Consider the following 15,479-nt stretch of genomic DNA (forward strand, 5'->3'; position numbering starts at 1 on the left):
ATGGGAACTCGCTTTTGTCATGCCCACCAATCGGGGCGTTCATAGTCGACCAACACCTGTTTTTCGAGGAGGCGTGGTACGAGGTATGAGGTGGCGTTTGGAAGACGATCATCGAGGTCGGCCGGATGGACCATCACTTCGATGGATTCTCCTGGTTCGATGGCATCGAGCGTCGCATGGGAGACACCGTCCGCGTAGAACTGATCACTGAACCGTTCGGTCACCCACAAGTCTCGGCGCGTCCCGAGATTCGTTAAGGCCCGAAACGTCGTGTCGTATTCTTCGGCGAGGCGAATGATGACGTCATGGAGGACCGGCCAGCCGTGAATGTGATGGTGGCTGTCGAGATGGTCGAGCGGGAGTCCGGTCGCAAGGAACGCTTCGATTTGGGCTTTCCACTCCAAATAGACGAGTTCCGGGTCAGGCAAGTCTTCAGTCAAGAAGCGGCTCGTGTAGCGGAACGTGCCGTCTTCTTTCGTGAGAGGGGTACTCGTCTCGGCGAGCGGCTTGCCCCAGGACAAGACGAGATGGACCCCGACGCGGAGCGACGGATGTTGGTTCGCGAGTCTGACCGCTTCTTCGACGGCATACCCGTTCATGATCATCGTCGCCGAATTGACGATTCCATTCACATGACTGTCGAGCGTGCCGGCGTTCACACCCGTCGTCAATCCGAAATCATCGGCGTTGACGAGAACGAACGTTTTAGGCATTGACGAGACCGAGTGCCTGGTCGAGGACCAGGTCCCCTTTCATCATTCCATACGCCATGTTGTCGATGACCGCCACCGGGACGTCGACGGACGATTTGATTTTCCCTTCGAGGTAGCGGACTTGTGGTCCGATCAAGATGACGTCGACGTTCGTCTGTTCTTTCAAACGAGACTCTGGAATCGCGTCAATCGATGCATCGAGTCCGCGTGCGGCAGCTTCTTTTCGCATTTTTTCCACTAAAATTGATGTCGACATTCCTGCCGAGCAGACGAGTAAGATGTTCATGTCGTTTCCTCCAATCGATTCAAACGGGTGATCATATCAATCATTTCGACGGCGAGCTCTTTCACAGTCATCGCCGTCATGAGATGGTCTTGCGCATGGACGAGGAGGACGCTCATGTCGCTCGTCGTCCCCCGTGCCTCTTCTTGTAACAGTTCAGTTTGAAGTTTATGAGCGTCTAAGAAGGCCGCATCGGCTTCTTTCAACTTTGCCGTCGCCTCGTCCGCCTCACCGCGTTTCGCAGCAGCGATGGCCTCGAATGCAGATGAACGGGCATTCCCGGCATGCAAGATAATCATAAACGAGAGTTCTTGGATTGTTTCGGTTTTCACGAAATCTTTTCTCCTTCCTCAGTTGTAGCTTTATTTTTATTGATTTCGGCGGTCATTGCTTTCGCTCCTGCCATGACGAATGGAATATACATTGCTGTCGCAATCGACAAGTTGACGATTTGAAGCAAGATACCGCGGACGCTACCACCCGTGACCAAATATCCACTGATGATTGGTGGCGTTGTCCAAGGGACGATGGCGACCGTCTTCGGAACCATACCTGTTGAGAGCGCGACGTACGAGATAATCGTGAGCGTGACCGGTACTAGGATGAACGGTACGAGCATGATTGGGTTCAATACGATCGGAAGACCGAAGATGACCGGTTCGTTGATGTTGAAGAGACTGGCTGGTGTCGACAGTTTTGCGACTTGGTGATACGGGTGATTCCGTTGTTTGCGGACGACGATGAAGATGGCGAGTAAGAGTGCGAACGTCGTCCCCGATCCACCCATGAAGACGAACGCATCCAAGAACGGTTTTGTGACCGTGTACGGTACATCAAATGCCGATGTTCCGGCTTGGAAGGCAGCCAAGTTTTGCTCGATGAGCGGGAGATAGACCGGTTCGATGACCGAGCCGATGATGTTCGTCCCGTGAAGCCCGAAGAACCAAAGGATGTGGTTCAAGAAGGCGATGAGCAAGGCAGCCGGGAGTGAGTCGCCGAATCCTTGGAGCGGTTGTTGGATTGCTTTAAAGATGACTTCAAATACACTGAGTTCGACGACGAGCGTCATGAAGAGCTGGAATCCTGCGACGACCGTCAAGATAATCATCGATGGGATGAGTGCTTGGAATGAACGTGTGACCCCACCTGGTACACCTTCTGGCATCTTGATCGTCAGTTTTGTATTGATGAGATAACGGAACATTTCTGTGACGGCGATCGATACGATGATGGCGACGAAGAGTCCTTGTGCGCCGAGCCATGCGAAGTTGAGACCCCAGTCAGCCGTGACCGGTACGAGCATGATATACGAGGCGAGCGACAAGATACCCGCCGCGAGCCCGTCAATCCCGTATGAACGGGCCAAGTTATACCCGATCGAGAAGGCGATCAGGAGCCCGAGTATCGCGAAGGACGCGTTCCAAATACTCCCACCGAGCCCTTGCCAATTCCCTTCGCCGAACATACTGTTCATCGACCCGACGAAGTCGAGTGAGAGACCACCGATATTGACGGCTGGGAAGTTGTTGATGAGGACCGCGAGCGACCCGACGATGATGAGTGGCATGACGGAAACGAATCCGTCACGGATGGCGACTAAGTGCCTTTGGGACCCGATACGTCCCGCGATTTCAATAAACTTGTTCATGAATAGACCTCCTTCTTGAATTGGGGTAGGTACGCCTCGTGCGCTGTGAACAGCTCCTTAAGAAGCGGGTCGATCCGTTTCTCGTCTTGGATGAGCGGGTTCATGAGGCAGGCAAGATAGGCGTCCTCGTACGTGCCGGATACAGCCGCTTGGATGGCGAGCTGTTCAAACGTTTTTAAATTCGTGATGAGCCCACGGATCGGGAGCGGCAACGCGCCGATGGAGATGGGGCGAGGACCGGACTTCGTGATGACGGCGTTCACTTCGATGACCGCATCGTCTGGTAAATCCCGAATTGTGCCGTTATTGAGCGTGTTGACCGTCTGGATGTCACCGCGGTCGTTGTGAATCGAGTCCATCAAGTTGCAGGCAGCGTCTGAATAGTAGGCGCCTCCACGTTTTTCAAGCTCTTCCGGTTTGACGGCGAGGTCGACGTCTTTGTATTTCTCGAACAACTGCGCCTCGACTTGTTGCACGACTTCGGCACGGGTGCCGTTTTGTTCGTACGCCTCGAGGTCTTTTTTCAACACATCTTTCGTCTGGAAGTAGTACTGGTGATACGGGTTCGGTAACATGCCGAGTGACGATAGGAACGATTCGCTCCAACCGAGACCGACGATGTTCGCCGGCGAGTAGTCGTTGCCTGCGTTGAGCGAGGCGAGGACGTCATTCGTCCGGTCCACCCCGTCGACCCATACGTGACGGCCGAAGACGAAGTGGTTCAATCCGATAAATTCAATCGCGACTCGTTCGACAGGTGTCTCGAGAATCTCAGCGACCGAGTTTCGCATGTTGAACGGGATGTTGCAGACACCGATGACCTTCTTATGAGATGAGTGCTTGAGTACGGCCTCGGTGACGATACCCGCCGGATTGGTGAAGTTGACGAGCCAGGCATCCGGACAAATCTCGGCGACTTCGTTTGCCAAGTCGATCAGAACAGGAATGGTACGGAACGCTTTGAATAATCCGCCTGCGCCGTTCGTCTCTTGCCCGATGAAGCCGTGCTTGAGCGGGATGCGTTCATCGAGCGCGCGTGCCTTGAGTCCACCGACCCGAATCTGTGTGGATACAAAATCTGCGCCGACGAGTGCGGCTCTTCGGTCGAGCGTCCAACTGAGTGTGATTTCAGCGTTTGACTTCTCGATCATCCGCTCTGCGAGACGACCGACGATCTCTAGTTTCTCCCTCCCTTCTTCGATATCGACGAGCACGATCTCCCGAACGGGGAACGTCGCTTGCCGATCGATCAATCCTTCGATGATTTCCGGGGTGTAACTGGATCCACCGCCGATGATGACGACCTTGACTGCCATGGTGCCAACTCCTCCTTTTGAAAGCGATTTCTTTTTGTCGTAACAAATATAACAAATGATACAACTTACCGCAATATAAAAAGTACAAATAATACAAATTAGTTTTTGTATTTGCATTTGTATGATTGCTGTATCACAATAAAGGAACCAACCTAACGTAAAGGAGATGGAGACATGTCGCAATCGACGCTCCAAACCGCAATCAAGGATGAACTGCTGTCCCGCATCAAGAGTGGGCACTATAAAGAAGGGGAAAAATTTCCGACCGAGTACGCGCTTTGCGAGGAGTTCGATGTGAGCCGGACGACGGTGCGAGGCGCCCTCAACCAGTTGACGACGGAAGGGTATCTGGTCCGTCAACAAGGTCGCGGGACGTTCGTCGCCGGGAAGAAAGTACAACAGACGTTGTCATACACGCCGAACAACTATGCGGCACAGCTCGCCGTTCAAGGGAAACGTGGGCAAGTCGCATTGATCGACATCTCGGTCATCTCGGCATCAGGTCAAATCGCATCGGTGTTTGAAGCGGAAGACAATGCCCCGATTCAAAAGATTGAGCGAATCCGTCATGCAGACGGAGAACCGACACAGTACGAGGTCTCGTTCATCCCATGGCAAATCGCACCGGGGATTACGAAGGAACAGGCCGAGCATTCGCTCTTCCGGACACTGGCCGAGGTCCACGACGTGCATGTCGCGAAGACGACAGAGGCACTAGAGATTGCCTTAGCTGACGAGAAGGTGAGTACACTCCTCGACTGTCCACTCGGATCCCCGTGCTTCCATATCGAGACGGTGACAGAGGATGAGTCGGGACGGGCGATTGAATACTCACGCTCCTACTTCCGCGGAGACAAGACGAGCTTCGTCATCGAACGGGATTATAACTAAAAAAGCGCTCGACTGTTTCGTATGGAAACGGTCGAGCGCTTTGTTCGTTTCACCTATAACAAAAAGAATCATGGTCATTTTGAGTGAAAATGACTATGTTTAAGCATAAATGAACATGTTTAAACACAATAAACATGTTCATTTTGTTCTGAGATGACTATGTTTATCAAGGAAATGAGTACGAAATGAACGCATTACACGGACAAGGGATTTCAAAATGTAACTCCAATGTTGGATCAGATGACATAATTCGAAAAGATGGTCTAGCGTAGATTTTATTTGTATAACATTTATTCTCCGTCCAATTCTTTCATCATCTCTTCAAATGAGATCGCTTTCGGTTCCTTTTGATAATGATGCATCGTTTCGTGATATCGATTTACGTCTCTTTCGTTTTGAATATGTTCAATCATCACATTGCGAATGAAAGTAGACAAGTGTAGCTGTTTCGCTTCTGCATATTCCTTGATGACTCTCGCATCGTCTTCATTGAGATGGATATTTATGGTTTCCATCACAGACACCACCTTAATCTGATTATAACCGATTCCGGACTGCATTCTTGACCACCTCATCCGCTCTTTTCTGTACACTAGAACCAGGAGGCGAGAGAAGCATGTCAATCATTGAATTCAAAGATGTGAGTCATCAAGACATCCTGCACCATGTGTCCGGGACGTTTCGGGAAGGACGAATCACGACGTTCGTCGGACCGAGCGGCGCCGGCAAGACGACGTGTCTGAAGCATATCAACGGATTGCTGTCACCAGACACGGGCACGATTTTATTTAAAGGGGAAGACATCGCGGAGATGGACATCCTCGAACTTCGAAAGAAAATCGGGATGGCGTTCCAAAGTGCGCCGATGATTCAAGGGACGGTGTACGACAACTTGAATCTCCCGAAAGCCATCTTCGACGAGACACTCGACCGTGATCGGGCTGCCGAGTTGCTCCATCGCGTCGACTTGAGTGAGGCGTTCCTCGACCAACCCGTCAAATCACTGTCGGGTGGGGAACGAAGTCGGGTCGCCATCGCCCGGACGCTCGTCAATAAACCGGACGTGCTCTTGCTCGATGAGATCACGGCGAGCCTTGATTACCGGACGGTGAAAGAGATTGAGCGACTCATCCGAAAACTGCAACAATCGTATGGCGTTACCGTCATCTGGATCACCCATGACCTCGATCAAGCGCGTCGGGTAAGTGACGATATGTGGTTCTTGAAGGACGGGGAACTACTTGCTTACGGGGACGCATCGTTCATCGATGAGTCGGACGATCCCGTCATCCAACAATTCGTCAGGGGGGAAGATTGATGTCATACATTGAACTCGCGACGGCGCTCATTTTCGTCGTCATCCCGCTTGCCTTGACGCTCGTCCTACGACTTGGACTTGAGCGAGATATTATCATTGCGACCGTCCGCTCCATTATTCAACTGTTGATTATCGGCTATATCTTGACGTTTGTCTTTGAGAGTGACAGTCCCATCTTCATGCTGTTGATGATTTTACTCATGATTGTCGCCGCGACACAAAACATCCGACGGAAAGGGGACGGGATTCCGGGCATCATGTGGATCATCGTCTTGACGCTCGTGACGATCGAAGCGCTGACGATGGGACTCCTGATCGGGCTCGGTATCATCCCATTCGAGCCGGAAAAGGTCATTCCGATCAGCGGGATGGTCATCGGGAACAGCATGGTGTTATCACTCCTGTTCTTGAACAAGTTCAAAGACGAGGTCGAGCGGAGTGACGACGTCATTGAACTCATTCTTTCACTCGGCGGCACACCAAAAGTGGCCATCGACAATAGCTTGAAGAATGCGATTCGCACGAGCATGATCCCGACCGTTGAGGCGCAAAAGACGATGGGACTCGTCCAGCTACCGGGGATGATGAGCGGTCTCATCATCGGGGGAGCCGACCCGATGGAAGCGGTTTTGTATCAACTCTTGATCCTCTTCTTAATTTTGACGACCGCCTCGATCTCGGCGACGCTCGTCGGCTATCTGGCGTACCCGCGTTTGTTCAACGAGAAGATGCAGTATATCGGACTGACCTATCGGAAGGGGAAATGAGCATGATCACAGGGATTCATCATGTGCAGCTCACGATTCCAATTGGAGCGGAGCGAGAGGCGAAGGCGTTCTATTGTGAGTTTCTCGGTCTACGTGAAATCGAGAAGCCGGAGTCACTAAAAGGACGTGGCGGATTTTGGCTTCAGGTCGGCGACCGTTCCGTCCATGTCGGGGCAGAGGACGACGTGGAACGACAGAAGACGAAAGCGCATATCGCATACGCGGTGACGGATTTAGGTCATTGGAAGGAAGCGCTTCGAGAGAACGAGATTTCTTACTCCGAAGGCATCCCGATTCCAGGATACGACCGCTTCGAGTTCCGAGACCCGTTCGGCAATCGGGTCGAGATGATTCAAGCGCTCTGACGAAAGGGAGCATCCACTGCGGATGCTCCCTTTGTCGTTCTTCAAGAAATACCGAACAGGCGAGTCACTTGCTCCCATTCGGACGGATAGGCGTTGCTGCCATGATGCTCGTGAATGAGTGTCCCGTTCGTGTATACGCTGAGGCTCCACTGTGTACCGTCTAGCGTGCGAACCCCTTCCGGTTCTTCGAAAACGGTTGGCCACCAATTCGTTCCAAGCAGGTGAAACGCGACGCGCATCTGTTTCGCTTCCTCTCCCTCTCCCTCGTAGTATTCGAATTCAAAGGGCTCGGTGATGGATCGGTCGGATCGCTCAATGTGACGAAGGACGGTGCCCCTCTCAAAAAAGGTGATTGTACTCACATCATACGTGCCGAACCCACCGACGCGGAAGATGACCTCGACCATCGATTCCTGAGGACGACCGGCCGCCTGAAGGGCGCGCTTTTGGAGCGGATGTTCGACGAAAGAAGAGGGAATGTGATAAAGGGCGCGAAACGTTTTGTCTTTCATGAAACTTCAACCTTTCCCGGGTATAAGATGCCCCAAGTATAGCGGAATCTTCTGATCGAGGTAGACAAAATAAAGGACAAGGTACGAAAAAAGCACCTCCTGAAGAGATGCTTCGTTGTCAATACACTTCGTACGTCTGTCCAGTCTGCGCGCCTTCGACGCTCTTCACATAGGCGAGGGCGACCCGTTCACCCGGTACCGCCTCGTAACCACGGAAATAAGGACCATACGAATCGAGTGCTTCGACGAGGACGTTCGGACTGACGTGGTTGATGCGGATACCCCGTGGCATCTCAATCGCTGCACCGGTCACGAATCCTTTGATCGCACCGTTCGCCAGTGCCGCCGATGCACCTTCCTTGATCGGCTCGTCCATCAAGATTCCGCTCGTCAATGTAAAGCTGCCGCCATCGTTCACATAATCGAGCCCGAGAAGGACGAGGTTGACCTGTCCTTTGATCTTGCTGTCGATACTCTTCTGATTATCTGCCGGCGTCATCTCGGAAAGCGGACCGAAATGCGTGCTGCCCGCCGTACTGATGACCGCGTCGACCCGTCCGACCGTCTCATACATGTGGCGGATGCTGTCTTCAGAAGTGAGGTCGACTTTGATGTCTGCCCCGTTACGCCCAGCCCGGATGATCGTATGTGTTTTCTCCAACTCTTTTGCGACGGCCTGCCCGACCGTGCCGCTTGCCCCAACGAGTAAAATATCCATGTGAAAACTGCCCCTTTCGTCACGCTTAGATTCCACTTCAGAGTAGCGGAAGATGAGGACGTTCGGCAATCAAGTTGCCTTCGGTGGGACGACTGTGCCTTGATGGAATCGCATCTTCCAACGTCCGTCCGCGAATACCCAAATCGAGCTACGGCGTGTTTCGCGATTCAATACCGGTTGAACGAGACGGTACGCCACCAAAACGTGACCTTCCGTCAACGGATGCAGCGTGAATTCGGATAACTCGGCCTCAATCGGGTCGAGCTGGAGTGTCGTCTGATCCCAGTCTTGATACAGCAACCGTCCCGAGCTACCGATTTCAAAGAAGTCGTCGGTAAATAGTTCACGCAAACGCTCCGTCGACTGCCTGACTTCCGTCGTGAGTAACGCTTCTTCCAATGTTTGAAGGTGATTTGCCAACTCGTTCATGTCACGACTTCCTCTCTTCGTTGATTCATGACGATGACGCCGAGGACGATCAACAAGAGACCGATTCCGTTCAACGCCGAAAGAACTTCCCCATACACGAACACTCCGATGAGTCCTGTCGCCACGGTCCCGAGTCCAGCCCAGATGCTATAGGCGATACTGAGCGGGATCGTCTTCAACACGATGCCCATGAGGGTGAACGAGGCGGCGAAACTGACCAAGAGGATGACGCTCGGCACGAGATTCGTGAATCCATCCGACAGTTTCAACATCGACGTCCCGAGTACCTCAAATCCGATAGAAAAGAAGAGGAAAAGATAGGCTTTCATTCCGATTCACCTCACACTTTCATCAAGACGAGCCCGATGATGACGAGCCCGATTCCCGCAATTTTTTGACGACTGATTTGTTCTCGGAAGACGACGAAGCCGATCACCGCCGTGAGTGCCGTCCCGACCCCGCTCCAAAATGCATATGCGAAGCTGAGCGGAATGGTGAAGAGGGCGAGCGACAACAAATAAAACGCCGTCCCATAACCGAAGGCGACCCCGAGAATCGGAAGTCGGCTCGTCGAGGAGGCGTTCACTTTCAACATGCTCGACCCGAACAGTTCCGAGGCGATGGCCCCGATCAAATAGATGAATCCCATATTACAATCCTCCTTGAACCAACTCGTCACATGCTTTCCGAATGAGTGTCGCCGCACGTTCCTTGAACGATTCGCTATACCCATACAAGACAGCGAACCAAAAGCCGTCACAGAGGAGACGAAGTTTCAAAATCGCATCCTGGTCCGGCCCGTCGACAGCGAATCGCTCGTCCCAACCGGTCGACACGTCACTCCAGATCGATTCGCTCGTCGCATCCTCTTGTGAGGAGATGAAGACGGCGACGAGGTCCATATCTCCGTGATCGACATCCTCCAATGTCGCCAGCGCATAGGCACGGGTAAACGAATATGGACCGTCCGATAGATGGGCGGTGATTCGTTTCTCGAACGTCTCGATGGCGAATTTGTTCATCTGACGCAACAGGTTGGCCTTATTGTCGAAATGATAGAGGACCCCGGCTTTCGTGATTCCTGCTTTCGTCGCCAATCGTTCGAGCGACAACTGACTGATCCCGTCCTCTCGAATCATCTGGGCGGCTGTCTGTAGCAACAATTGTTTTTTACTCATCCCATCACACCTCTCTTTACTTTACTGACCGTTCAGTAAAGTTAGTCTATCAAAATTTGCGAGGGGTTGTCGAGATAGAACGTTGATGGAATAATCAGGGAAAAGGGGGGGCGTGACATGGGTTCACATTTGATGCATCTCGTCATCGCGAATGAGATGTTACCAGCGTTGTCGGAGGTGGATGAGGTCGCATTTTTGCTTGGAAGTCTCGCACCGGATGCAACGACTGAAAAAGAGGCATCCCATTACTACGCAGGACGCCATGATGATTTATCTCGTCGTTTAGATCTTTCCCAATATTGGATTGACAGCAAGGAGGAAGAATTCTCATATCGACTCGGCTATTACGCGCATCTCGTCGCGGATGAGATCTGGTTGCAGGGGTTCTATAAAGGTTGGTTGAAAGAACTCATCACCCAGGACCCGTCAAAACAGGCGGCCTATTATGCGGACTTTGATGCGTACAATGCTCGGCTGTCGGAACGTCTCGAGACGTTCGATTTTGAACGCTTGAAAGGAAATCCAGAGCTCATTGAACTGGTCGAGAAAGTCGAGCGGGACGCGGCGATGACGGAGGAGGGGACGTACACGATGTTCCTCCCTGATCAATTGGATGGCTACGTTGATACGTGTGTCCGCCGCTGCCTGGAGATGGTCAAACGGAAGCGGGCGATGCTCGTATGAAGAGGCGCTACGCACCACTATACGCAACGCTCGGACTCTTTATCGTGACGGTGATCACCTTCTTCACCTTGAACGGTCGAGTGTTTCCGAACCTTGAGTTGATGACGGTCATCTAGGTATATCTCGCGATTGACATCGCCTTGTTCGCCACGTTGATTTGGGGACTGTTCACGAAGGATCGGATCATTAAAATCTATACGCTACTTGCGACAATCGGATTGATGATCCCATTGTCGATTTGGACTTTCCTGTTGCTGTTGGCGAACGGGATCTCGGAGGTATGAGTGGAATGGAACTGCCTAAACCAACTCCATTTTTGATGCGCCGCGTGCCGTTTTTCATCTTGTATGCCCTTTGCGGTCCGCTTGCGCTTCTCATCTTGATTATTTACTGGCGAGACACACCGACTAACGATCGAGGACCGTATTTATTTTTCTCAGTCGTGTTCTCGCTGTTCTTCATCACGAAAATCATACCGGACGGATTATTGAGGATCGTGATTTTCTCAGCGATGTATACGTTCGTCTTATTCGTCACATACATCATTCTCGATCGAAAACGAAATCGTCATGACAATGAGTAACTTTGAAAGTGGACCTCTCCGCTTTCTTTTTTTGTGCGTGCATCTATGGAAAGAAAAATTTTCCTATCCGAATCTTGTCAAATTGGCATTGCGTATCCTAATTTTGTTTGTTATGCTACTTGATGAAAACGACAATGATAATCATTATCACTGATAACGAGAACGCGAGAATAGACATACATAACCAACGTTGCTCGTTTTTAGTGCGAGAATCATTGAACTTTACATACAGAGGAGATGGATGAAGTGGGGAAATTCAAGATTTCACTCATGTTGACGTTGCTCGTCTTCGTACTCGCCGCATGTGGCGGAACGAGTGAGACGAAGAAAGAAGAGAACGTCGGCAGCGCAACAAAGACAGAGACGGTCGAGATTACAGACGCACATGGCACGATCGAGGTACCGGTCAATCCGGAGAAGGTCGTCGCCCTCGATAACCGGACGTTCGAAACATTGGCAGCATGGGACATCAACTTGGTGGCGGCACCAATCGGACTCCTTCCAACGGAGTCACCATATGCATCAGACAAAGACATCAGTGATGTCGGCATGCACTTCGAGCCGAACTTAGAGGCGATTGCGGGAGTTGACCCAGACGTCGTCATCGTCGGTCAACGCTTCGCAGATTACTACGAGGACATCAAAAAGTTGGTACCAGAAGCAGCGGTCATCGACTTGAACATCGAGATTCCAGAGGATTCAGGCACACCGGGGGAGATTTTAGTCAAAGGATTGACAGACACGACGCTCACACTCGGAAAAATCTTTGACAAAAACACAGAAGCCGAAACGATCGTCGCGGACCTCGACAAGTCGATCGAAGACGCGAAAGCGGCATACAACGGAGAAGACACAATCATGTCGGTCATCGTATCGGGCGGAGACATCGGGTTCTCAGCACCGGTAACGGGACGCGTGTTCGGACCGATGTATGACATCTTCGGATGGGTCCCAGCCCTTGAAGTCGAGAAGACGACAGGTGACCACGAAGGCGACGAAGTATCTGTCGAAGCCATCGCAGAAAGCAACCCAGACTGGTTGTTCGTTCTCGACCGTGACGCACCACTCGGTGACGCAGAAGGCGCAGTACCAGCCGAAGACGTGATCGACAACGCACCGGCGCTTCAAAAGACGACGGCTGTGACGAAAGAGCAAATCGTCTATGCCCCGAAAGACACGTACTTGAACGAATCGATTCAAACGTACACGGAATTTTTCAACAGTGTCACGGAAGCGCTCGCGAAGTAAGGTTCCGTCATGCAAAAACCATTGACAGCCAGGGTTGAGACGATGTCTCAGCCCTCCTTTTCTAGATTGTGGACGAAGTCGTTCGTGTTCACCGTGATCATCGTCCTCGGTTTGGCGGTGCTGTCGCTCTTTACCGGGGTGTACGATCTGTCACGGACAGACGGCTTCGATATGTTTTGGATCACCCGAGTCCCACGGACGGTCGCCCTCATGTTGACGGGTGCGGCGATGGCGATGGCGGGGCTCGTCATGCAGCTCATCACGCAAAACCGACTTGTCGAGCCGACGACGACGGGGACGCTCGAATGGGCGGGTCTCGGACTGCTCACCGTTTATTTACTCGTACCGGCACCGAGCCTCATGATGCGGATGACCGGGGCAATCGTCTTCGCATTCATCGGGACGATGGTCTTCTTCTGGTTCTTACGTTCGGTCAAACTCCGTTCGTCGCTCATCGTGCCGATCATCGGGCTCATGTTAGGGGCGGTCATCTCGGCGATCTCGACGTTCCTCGGTCTATTTTTCCGGGCAAGTCAGGCAATTGAAGGCTGGTTTGTCGGTTCATTCGCTTCAGTGCAAATCGGGCGCTACGAGTATTTATGGGTCATCATCGTCGTGACGGTACTCATCTTCTTACTGGCGAATCGCTTGACGCTCGCGGGGTTAGGTGAAGACATCGCGACGAGTCTCGGCGTGAACTATAACCAGCTCATGATGATGGCGACGGGGCTCATCGCCTTATCGGTCGGGGTCGTGGCGACGGTCATCGGGAATTTACCGTTCCTTGGACTCATCGTCCCGAACCTCGTTTCGATGTTCCGCGGGGATGATTTGCGCAGTAACCTGCCATGGGTCTGTCTTGTCGGGATGGGTGCGATTCTCGTCAGTGACTTGATTTCACGGACGATCATCATGCCGTTCGAACTCCCGGTCTCACTGATTCTCGGGACGGTCGGGGCAGTCGTCTTCATCATGATCTTGATGCGACAACGGAAGAAGGGAGGGGTTCGATGAGTACGGTCATGGAACGAGACAGTGTCGACGTATCAATCGGGGAATTGAGAGAAGAACGTCACGCTTCGGCGTTTCAATCAAAACGGGCGAGCAGACGCTACTGGCTCTTCTTAAGTGCCTTCATTCTCGGGGGACTGTTGTGTGCGCTCGGGCTTCTCCTTTATAACAATCCGGTCCCGATCGACTCTCCGTCATTCGTGCCGGTCGTGGAACGGCGAATCGTCGCCATCGTCACGATGTTGATTGCGGCACTCTGTCAAAGCCTCGCGACGGTCGCATTCCACTCCGTGACGAACAACCGCATCATCACGCCATCGCTCCTTGGATTCGACGCACTGTACTCGACGATTCAGACGAGCATGGTGTTCTTCTTCGGGGCAGGGGCATTGATTGGATTTTCGGGAACGGGCGCCTTCTTGACCCAAGTCGGTCTCATGGTGACGATGAGTCTTCTCCTCTACGGATGGCTCTTGTCAGGCAAATACGCCAACTTGCAGCTCATGCTGCTCGTCGGGATCATCATCGGGACGGGACTGAACTCGGTGTCGTCGTTCATGCGCCGCATGCTCGCCCCGTCCGAGTTCGATATCCTGCAGGCGCGACTGTTCGGTTCGGTGACGAATGCGGACGTAGCGTACTTCCCCATCGTCATCCCCATCGTCGTCATCGCCGGGACACTCTTGTTCCTGTTCTCGAACCGCTTGAATATCGTCGCACTCGGCAAGGACGTCGCGACGACGTTCGGGGTGAACCATCGGAGGAGCGTCATCTACACGCTCGTCTTGATCTCACTCCTCATGTCCGTCTCGACAGCGCTCATCGGCCCGCTCACGTTCTTCGGATTTTTAGTCGCGACGCTCAGCTATCAGGTCGCCTCGACGTATGACCATAAATACGTCTTCCCGATGGCGTTCGCCCTAGGGTTCTTCGTCCTGACGAGCGCGTATTTCTTTATGTATCACATATTCCAGACGCCAAGTGTCGTCTCCGTCATCATCGAACTGTTCGGCGGACTCATCTTCTTGGCCGTCATTCTAAGGAAGAGGTCGCTATGATTCAAATCGAACAAGTCAAAAAATCGTATACAGACGATGTCCACATCGGACCGCTTACGCTCGACATCCCGAAAGCCGGGTTCACCTCATTGATTGGACCGAACGGGGCGGGCAAGTCGACGACGCTCATGATGATCGGACGGTTGCTCAATTTAGACGAGGGACAGATCCAAGTCGCCGGCATGGACGTGTCGAGCACGAAGTCGAAAGACTTGGCGAAAATCATCACGATCCTGCGTCAAGAGAATCACTTCGTGACAAGGCTCACGGTCCGACAACTCGCCGGGTTCGGGCGTTTCCCTTATTCGAAAGGACGCCTCACGAAAGAGGACGAGGCGATCATCTCGAAATATATCGACTTCCTCGACTTGACCGCGCTCGAGAACCGCTATCTCGACGAGCTCTCAGGGGGACAAAGGCAGCGTGCGTATGTGGCGATGGTGCTCTGTCAGGAGACGGAATACGTCCTCCTCGATGAGCCGCTCAACAACTTAGACATCGCTCGCTCGGTACAGATGATGGAATATTTACGCCACGTCGCCGATGAGTTTGGTCGGACGATCGTCACGGTGCTCCACGATATCAACTTCGCGGCGAAATATTCGGATCGCATCTGTGCGATGAAAGACGGGCAGATTGCTGCGTTCGGAACGGTCGATGAAATCATGGACGCGAAGATTTTATCCGATATTTTTGAGACGAAACTGGAAATCATCGAAGGTCCGTATGGGCCAATTGCGGTGTATTAACGAAAGGG

At 52.4% G+C, this 15,479-nt stretch carries 22 protein-coding genes; 10 read left to right on the top strand and 12 right to left on the bottom strand.

The annotated features are described in order from the left end of the window. Positions 1-17: 17 nt before the first annotated feature. From KNO96_RS07900 to KNO96_RS07920, 5 genes are read right to left on the bottom strand one after another with little or no spacing between them, the layout of a single operon-like run. Positions 18-713 carry a carbohydrate deacetylase gene (locus KNO96_RS07900; protein WP_214703267.1) on the bottom strand — a complete coding sequence of 232 codons (696 nt, stop codon included), beginning with the start codon at positions 711-713 and terminating at the stop codon, positions 18-20. Next, positions 706-999: a PTS sugar transporter subunit IIB gene (locus tag KNO96_RS07905; protein ID WP_214703268.1), complete on the bottom strand. Its 294-nt coding sequence runs from the start codon at positions 997-999 to the stop codon at positions 706-708. The genes KNO96_RS07900 and KNO96_RS07905 overlap by 8 nt, the downstream gene beginning before the upstream one ends. Continuing rightward, positions 996-1,328: a PTS sugar transporter subunit IIA gene (locus KNO96_RS07910; protein ID WP_026825238.1), complete on the bottom strand. Its 333-nt coding sequence runs from the start codon at positions 1,326-1,328 to the stop codon at positions 996-998. The genes KNO96_RS07905 and KNO96_RS07910 overlap by 4 nt, the downstream gene beginning before the upstream one ends. After that, complete coding sequence (locus KNO96_RS07915; RefSeq protein ID WP_214703269.1) at positions 1,325-2,644, bottom strand: PTS sugar transporter subunit IIC; 1,320 nt, start codon at positions 2,642-2,644, stop codon at positions 1,325-1,327. Before KNO96_RS07915 ends, KNO96_RS07910 begins: the two co-directional genes overlap by 4 nt. Further along, positions 2,641-3,960, bottom strand: a complete 1,320-nt coding sequence (locus tag KNO96_RS07920; RefSeq protein WP_026825240.1) for a 6-phospho-beta-glucosidase — start codon at positions 3,958-3,960, stop codon at positions 2,641-2,643. Before KNO96_RS07920 ends, KNO96_RS07915 begins: the two co-directional genes overlap by 4 nt. A gap of 174 nt (positions 3,961-4,134) precedes the next feature. Here KNO96_RS07920 and KNO96_RS07925 point away from each other — a divergent pair, with 174 nt between their 5' ends. After that, positions 4,135-4,851, top strand: coding sequence for a GntR family transcriptional regulator (locus KNO96_RS07925; RefSeq protein ID WP_214703270.1), 717 nt, complete (start codon positions 4,135-4,137; stop codon positions 4,849-4,851). 290 nt (positions 4,852-5,141) lie between these two features. Here the strand turns inward: KNO96_RS07925 and relB are convergent, their stop codons facing one another. Next, a complete protein-coding gene (gene relB / locus KNO96_RS07930) occupies positions 5,142-5,366 on the bottom strand; it encodes a type II toxin-antitoxin system RelB family antitoxin (RefSeq protein WP_214703271.1) in 225 nt (74 codons plus the stop codon). A gap of 101 nt (positions 5,367-5,467) precedes the next feature. Here relB and KNO96_RS07935 point away from each other — a divergent pair, with 101 nt between their 5' ends. The 3 genes from KNO96_RS07935 to KNO96_RS07945 are packed head-to-tail and all read left to right on the top strand — an operon-like array spanning position 5,468 to position 7,301. Continuing rightward, positions 5,468-6,169 carry an ABC transporter ATP-binding protein gene (locus KNO96_RS07935; protein ID WP_214703272.1) on the top strand — a complete coding sequence of 234 codons (702 nt, stop codon included), beginning with the start codon at positions 5,468-5,470 and terminating at the stop codon, positions 6,167-6,169. Beyond that, a complete protein-coding gene (locus KNO96_RS07940) occupies positions 6,169-6,936 on the top strand; it encodes an ABC transporter permease (RefSeq protein WP_214703273.1) in 768 nt (255 codons plus the stop codon). Before KNO96_RS07935 ends, KNO96_RS07940 begins: the two co-directional genes overlap by 1 nt. Positions 6,937-6,938: 2 nt before the next feature. Beyond that, a complete protein-coding gene (locus KNO96_RS07945; protein WP_214703274.1) occupies positions 6,939-7,301 on the top strand; it encodes a VOC family protein in 363 nt (120 codons plus the stop codon). Positions 7,302-7,342: 41 nt separating this feature from the next. On the opposite strand, the gene KNO96_RS07950 is transcribed toward KNO96_RS07945, so the two are convergent. The 6 genes from KNO96_RS07950 to KNO96_RS07975 all read right to left on the bottom strand — a co-directional run bounded on the left by KNO96_RS07950 (position 7,343) and on the right by KNO96_RS07975 (position 10,138). Continuing rightward, on the bottom strand, positions 7,343-7,813 hold the full coding sequence (locus KNO96_RS07950) for a hypothetical protein (protein ID WP_214703275.1): 471 nt from the start codon (positions 7,811-7,813) through the stop codon (positions 7,343-7,345). Positions 7,814-7,931: 118 nt separating this feature from the next. Then, a complete protein-coding gene (locus KNO96_RS07955) occupies positions 7,932-8,531 on the bottom strand; it encodes a short chain dehydrogenase (RefSeq protein WP_214703276.1) in 600 nt (199 codons plus the stop codon). 69 nt (positions 8,532-8,600) lie between these two features. Beyond that, positions 8,601-8,960, bottom strand: a complete 360-nt coding sequence (locus KNO96_RS07960; protein ID WP_214703277.1) for a nuclear transport factor 2 family protein — start codon at positions 8,958-8,960, stop codon at positions 8,601-8,603. Continuing rightward, entirely contained in the window at positions 8,957-9,289 is a 333-nt protein-coding gene (locus KNO96_RS07965) for a DMT family transporter (RefSeq protein WP_214703278.1), read from the bottom strand. The genes KNO96_RS07960 and KNO96_RS07965 overlap by 4 nt, the downstream gene beginning before the upstream one ends. Positions 9,290-9,300: 11 nt before the next feature. Next, positions 9,301-9,609, bottom strand: coding sequence for a DMT family transporter (locus KNO96_RS07970; RefSeq protein WP_214703279.1), 309 nt, complete (start codon positions 9,607-9,609; stop codon positions 9,301-9,303). Position 9,610: 1 nt separating this feature from the next. Further along, positions 9,611-10,138 carry a TetR/AcrR family transcriptional regulator gene (locus KNO96_RS07975; RefSeq protein ID WP_214703280.1) on the bottom strand — a complete coding sequence of 176 codons (528 nt, stop codon included), beginning with the start codon at positions 10,136-10,138 and terminating at the stop codon, positions 9,611-9,613. A 117-nt stretch (positions 10,139-10,255) separates the two neighbouring features. Between KNO96_RS07975 and KNO96_RS07980 the strand changes: the two genes are divergently transcribed. The 6 genes from KNO96_RS07980 (at position 10,256) to KNO96_RS08010 (ending at position 15,471) form a co-directional block, all read left to right on the top strand. Next, the gene (locus KNO96_RS07980) at positions 10,256-10,822 is read left to right on the top strand and encodes a zinc dependent phospholipase C family protein (RefSeq protein WP_214703281.1); all 567 of its coding nucleotides are present in this window, start codon (positions 10,256-10,258) and stop codon (positions 10,820-10,822) included. Positions 10,823-11,111: 289 nt separating this feature from the next. Continuing rightward, the gene (locus KNO96_RS07990) at positions 11,112-11,405 is read left to right on the top strand and encodes a hypothetical protein (protein ID WP_214703282.1); all 294 of its coding nucleotides are present in this window, start codon (positions 11,112-11,114) and stop codon (positions 11,403-11,405) included. Between the two features lie 246 nt (positions 11,406-11,651). Continuing rightward, positions 11,652-12,653: a siderophore ABC transporter substrate-binding protein gene (locus KNO96_RS07995; protein ID WP_214703283.1), complete on the top strand. Its 1,002-nt coding sequence runs from the start codon at positions 11,652-11,654 to the stop codon at positions 12,651-12,653. A 9-nt stretch (positions 12,654-12,662) separates the two neighbouring features. After that, positions 12,663-13,667 carry an ABC transporter permease gene (locus KNO96_RS08000; RefSeq protein WP_026825254.1) on the top strand — a complete coding sequence of 335 codons (1,005 nt, stop codon included), beginning with the start codon at positions 12,663-12,665 and terminating at the stop codon, positions 13,665-13,667. Continuing rightward, positions 13,664-14,722 (top strand): iron chelate uptake ABC transporter family permease subunit, encoded by a 1,059-nt coding sequence (locus KNO96_RS08005; RefSeq protein WP_214703284.1) that lies wholly within the window; start codon positions 13,664-13,666, stop codon positions 14,720-14,722. Before KNO96_RS08000 ends, KNO96_RS08005 begins: the two co-directional genes overlap by 4 nt. Continuing rightward, positions 14,719-15,471, top strand: a complete 753-nt coding sequence (locus KNO96_RS08010; RefSeq protein WP_012727166.1) for an iron ABC transporter ATP-binding protein — start codon at positions 14,719-14,721, stop codon at positions 15,469-15,471. The genes KNO96_RS08005 and KNO96_RS08010 overlap by 4 nt, the downstream gene beginning before the upstream one ends. Positions 15,472-15,479: the final 8 nt, after the last annotated feature.

It is taken from the genome of Exiguobacterium sp. s89, assembly GCF_018617735.1.
In the GTDB taxonomy this organism is placed as follows: domain Bacteria; phylum Bacillota; class Bacilli; order Exiguobacteriales; family Exiguobacteriaceae; genus Exiguobacterium; species Exiguobacterium marinum.

What these genes read in the sequence shown, in the direction of transcription:
- KNO96_RS08005 (WP_214703284.1), top strand. Translation starts at nt 13,664, where the DNA reads ATGAGTACGGTCATGGAACGAGACAGTGTCGACGTATCAATCGGGGAA.
- KNO96_RS07955 (WP_214703276.1), bottom strand. Translation starts at nt 8,531, where the DNA reads ATGGATATTTTACTCGTTGGGGCAAGCGGCACGGTCGGGCAGGCCGTC.
- KNO96_RS07945 (WP_214703274.1), top strand. Translation starts at nt 6,939, where the DNA reads ATGATCACAGGGATTCATCATGTGCAGCTCACGATTCCAATTGGAGCG.
- KNO96_RS07980 (WP_214703281.1), top strand. Translation starts at nt 10,256, where the DNA reads ATGGGTTCACATTTGATGCATCTCGTCATCGCGAATGAGATGTTACCA.
- KNO96_RS07960 (WP_214703277.1), bottom strand. Translation starts at nt 8,960, where the DNA reads ATGAACGAGTTGGCAAATCACCTTCAAACATTGGAAGAAGCGTTACTC.
- KNO96_RS08000 (WP_026825254.1), top strand. Translation starts at nt 12,663, where the DNA reads ATGCAAAAACCATTGACAGCCAGGGTTGAGACGATGTCTCAGCCCTCC.
- KNO96_RS07900 (WP_214703267.1), bottom strand. Translation starts at nt 713, where the DNA reads ATGCCTAAAACGTTCGTTCTCGTCAACGCCGATGATTTCGGATTGACG.
- KNO96_RS07905 (WP_214703268.1), bottom strand. Translation starts at nt 999, where the DNA reads ATGAACATCTTACTCGTCTGCTCGGCAGGAATGTCGACATCAATTTTA.
- relB (WP_214703271.1), bottom strand. Translation starts at nt 5,366, where the DNA reads ATGGAAACCATAAATATCCATCTCAATGAAGACGATGCGAGAGTCATC.
- KNO96_RS07975 (WP_214703280.1), bottom strand. Translation starts at nt 10,138, where the DNA reads ATGAGTAAAAAACAATTGTTGCTACAGACAGCCGCCCAGATGATTCGA.
- KNO96_RS07950 (WP_214703275.1), bottom strand. Translation starts at nt 7,813, where the DNA reads ATGAAAGACAAAACGTTTCGCGCCCTTTATCACATTCCCTCTTCTTTC.
- KNO96_RS07925 (WP_214703270.1), top strand. Translation starts at nt 4,135, where the DNA reads ATGTCGCAATCGACGCTCCAAACCGCAATCAAGGATGAACTGCTGTCC.
- KNO96_RS07990 (WP_214703282.1), top strand. Translation starts at nt 11,112, where the DNA reads ATGGAACTGCCTAAACCAACTCCATTTTTGATGCGCCGCGTGCCGTTT.
- KNO96_RS07970 (WP_214703279.1), bottom strand. Translation starts at nt 9,609, where the DNA reads ATGGGATTCATCTATTTGATCGGGGCCATCGCCTCGGAACTGTTCGGG.
- KNO96_RS07920 (WP_026825240.1), bottom strand. Translation starts at nt 3,960, where the DNA reads ATGGCAGTCAAGGTCGTCATCATCGGCGGTGGATCCAGTTACACCCCG.
- KNO96_RS07940 (WP_214703273.1), top strand. Translation starts at nt 6,169, where the DNA reads ATGTCATACATTGAACTCGCGACGGCGCTCATTTTCGTCGTCATCCCG.
- KNO96_RS07915 (WP_214703269.1), bottom strand. Translation starts at nt 2,644, where the DNA reads ATGAACAAGTTTATTGAAATCGCGGGACGTATCGGGTCCCAAAGGCAC.
- KNO96_RS07965 (WP_214703278.1), bottom strand. Translation starts at nt 9,289, where the DNA reads ATGAAAGCCTATCTTTTCCTCTTCTTTTCTATCGGATTTGAGGTACTC.
- KNO96_RS08010 (WP_012727166.1), top strand. Translation starts at nt 14,719, where the DNA reads ATGATTCAAATCGAACAAGTCAAAAAATCGTATACAGACGATGTCCAC.
- KNO96_RS07935 (WP_214703272.1), top strand. Translation starts at nt 5,468, where the DNA reads ATGTCAATCATTGAATTCAAAGATGTGAGTCATCAAGACATCCTGCAC.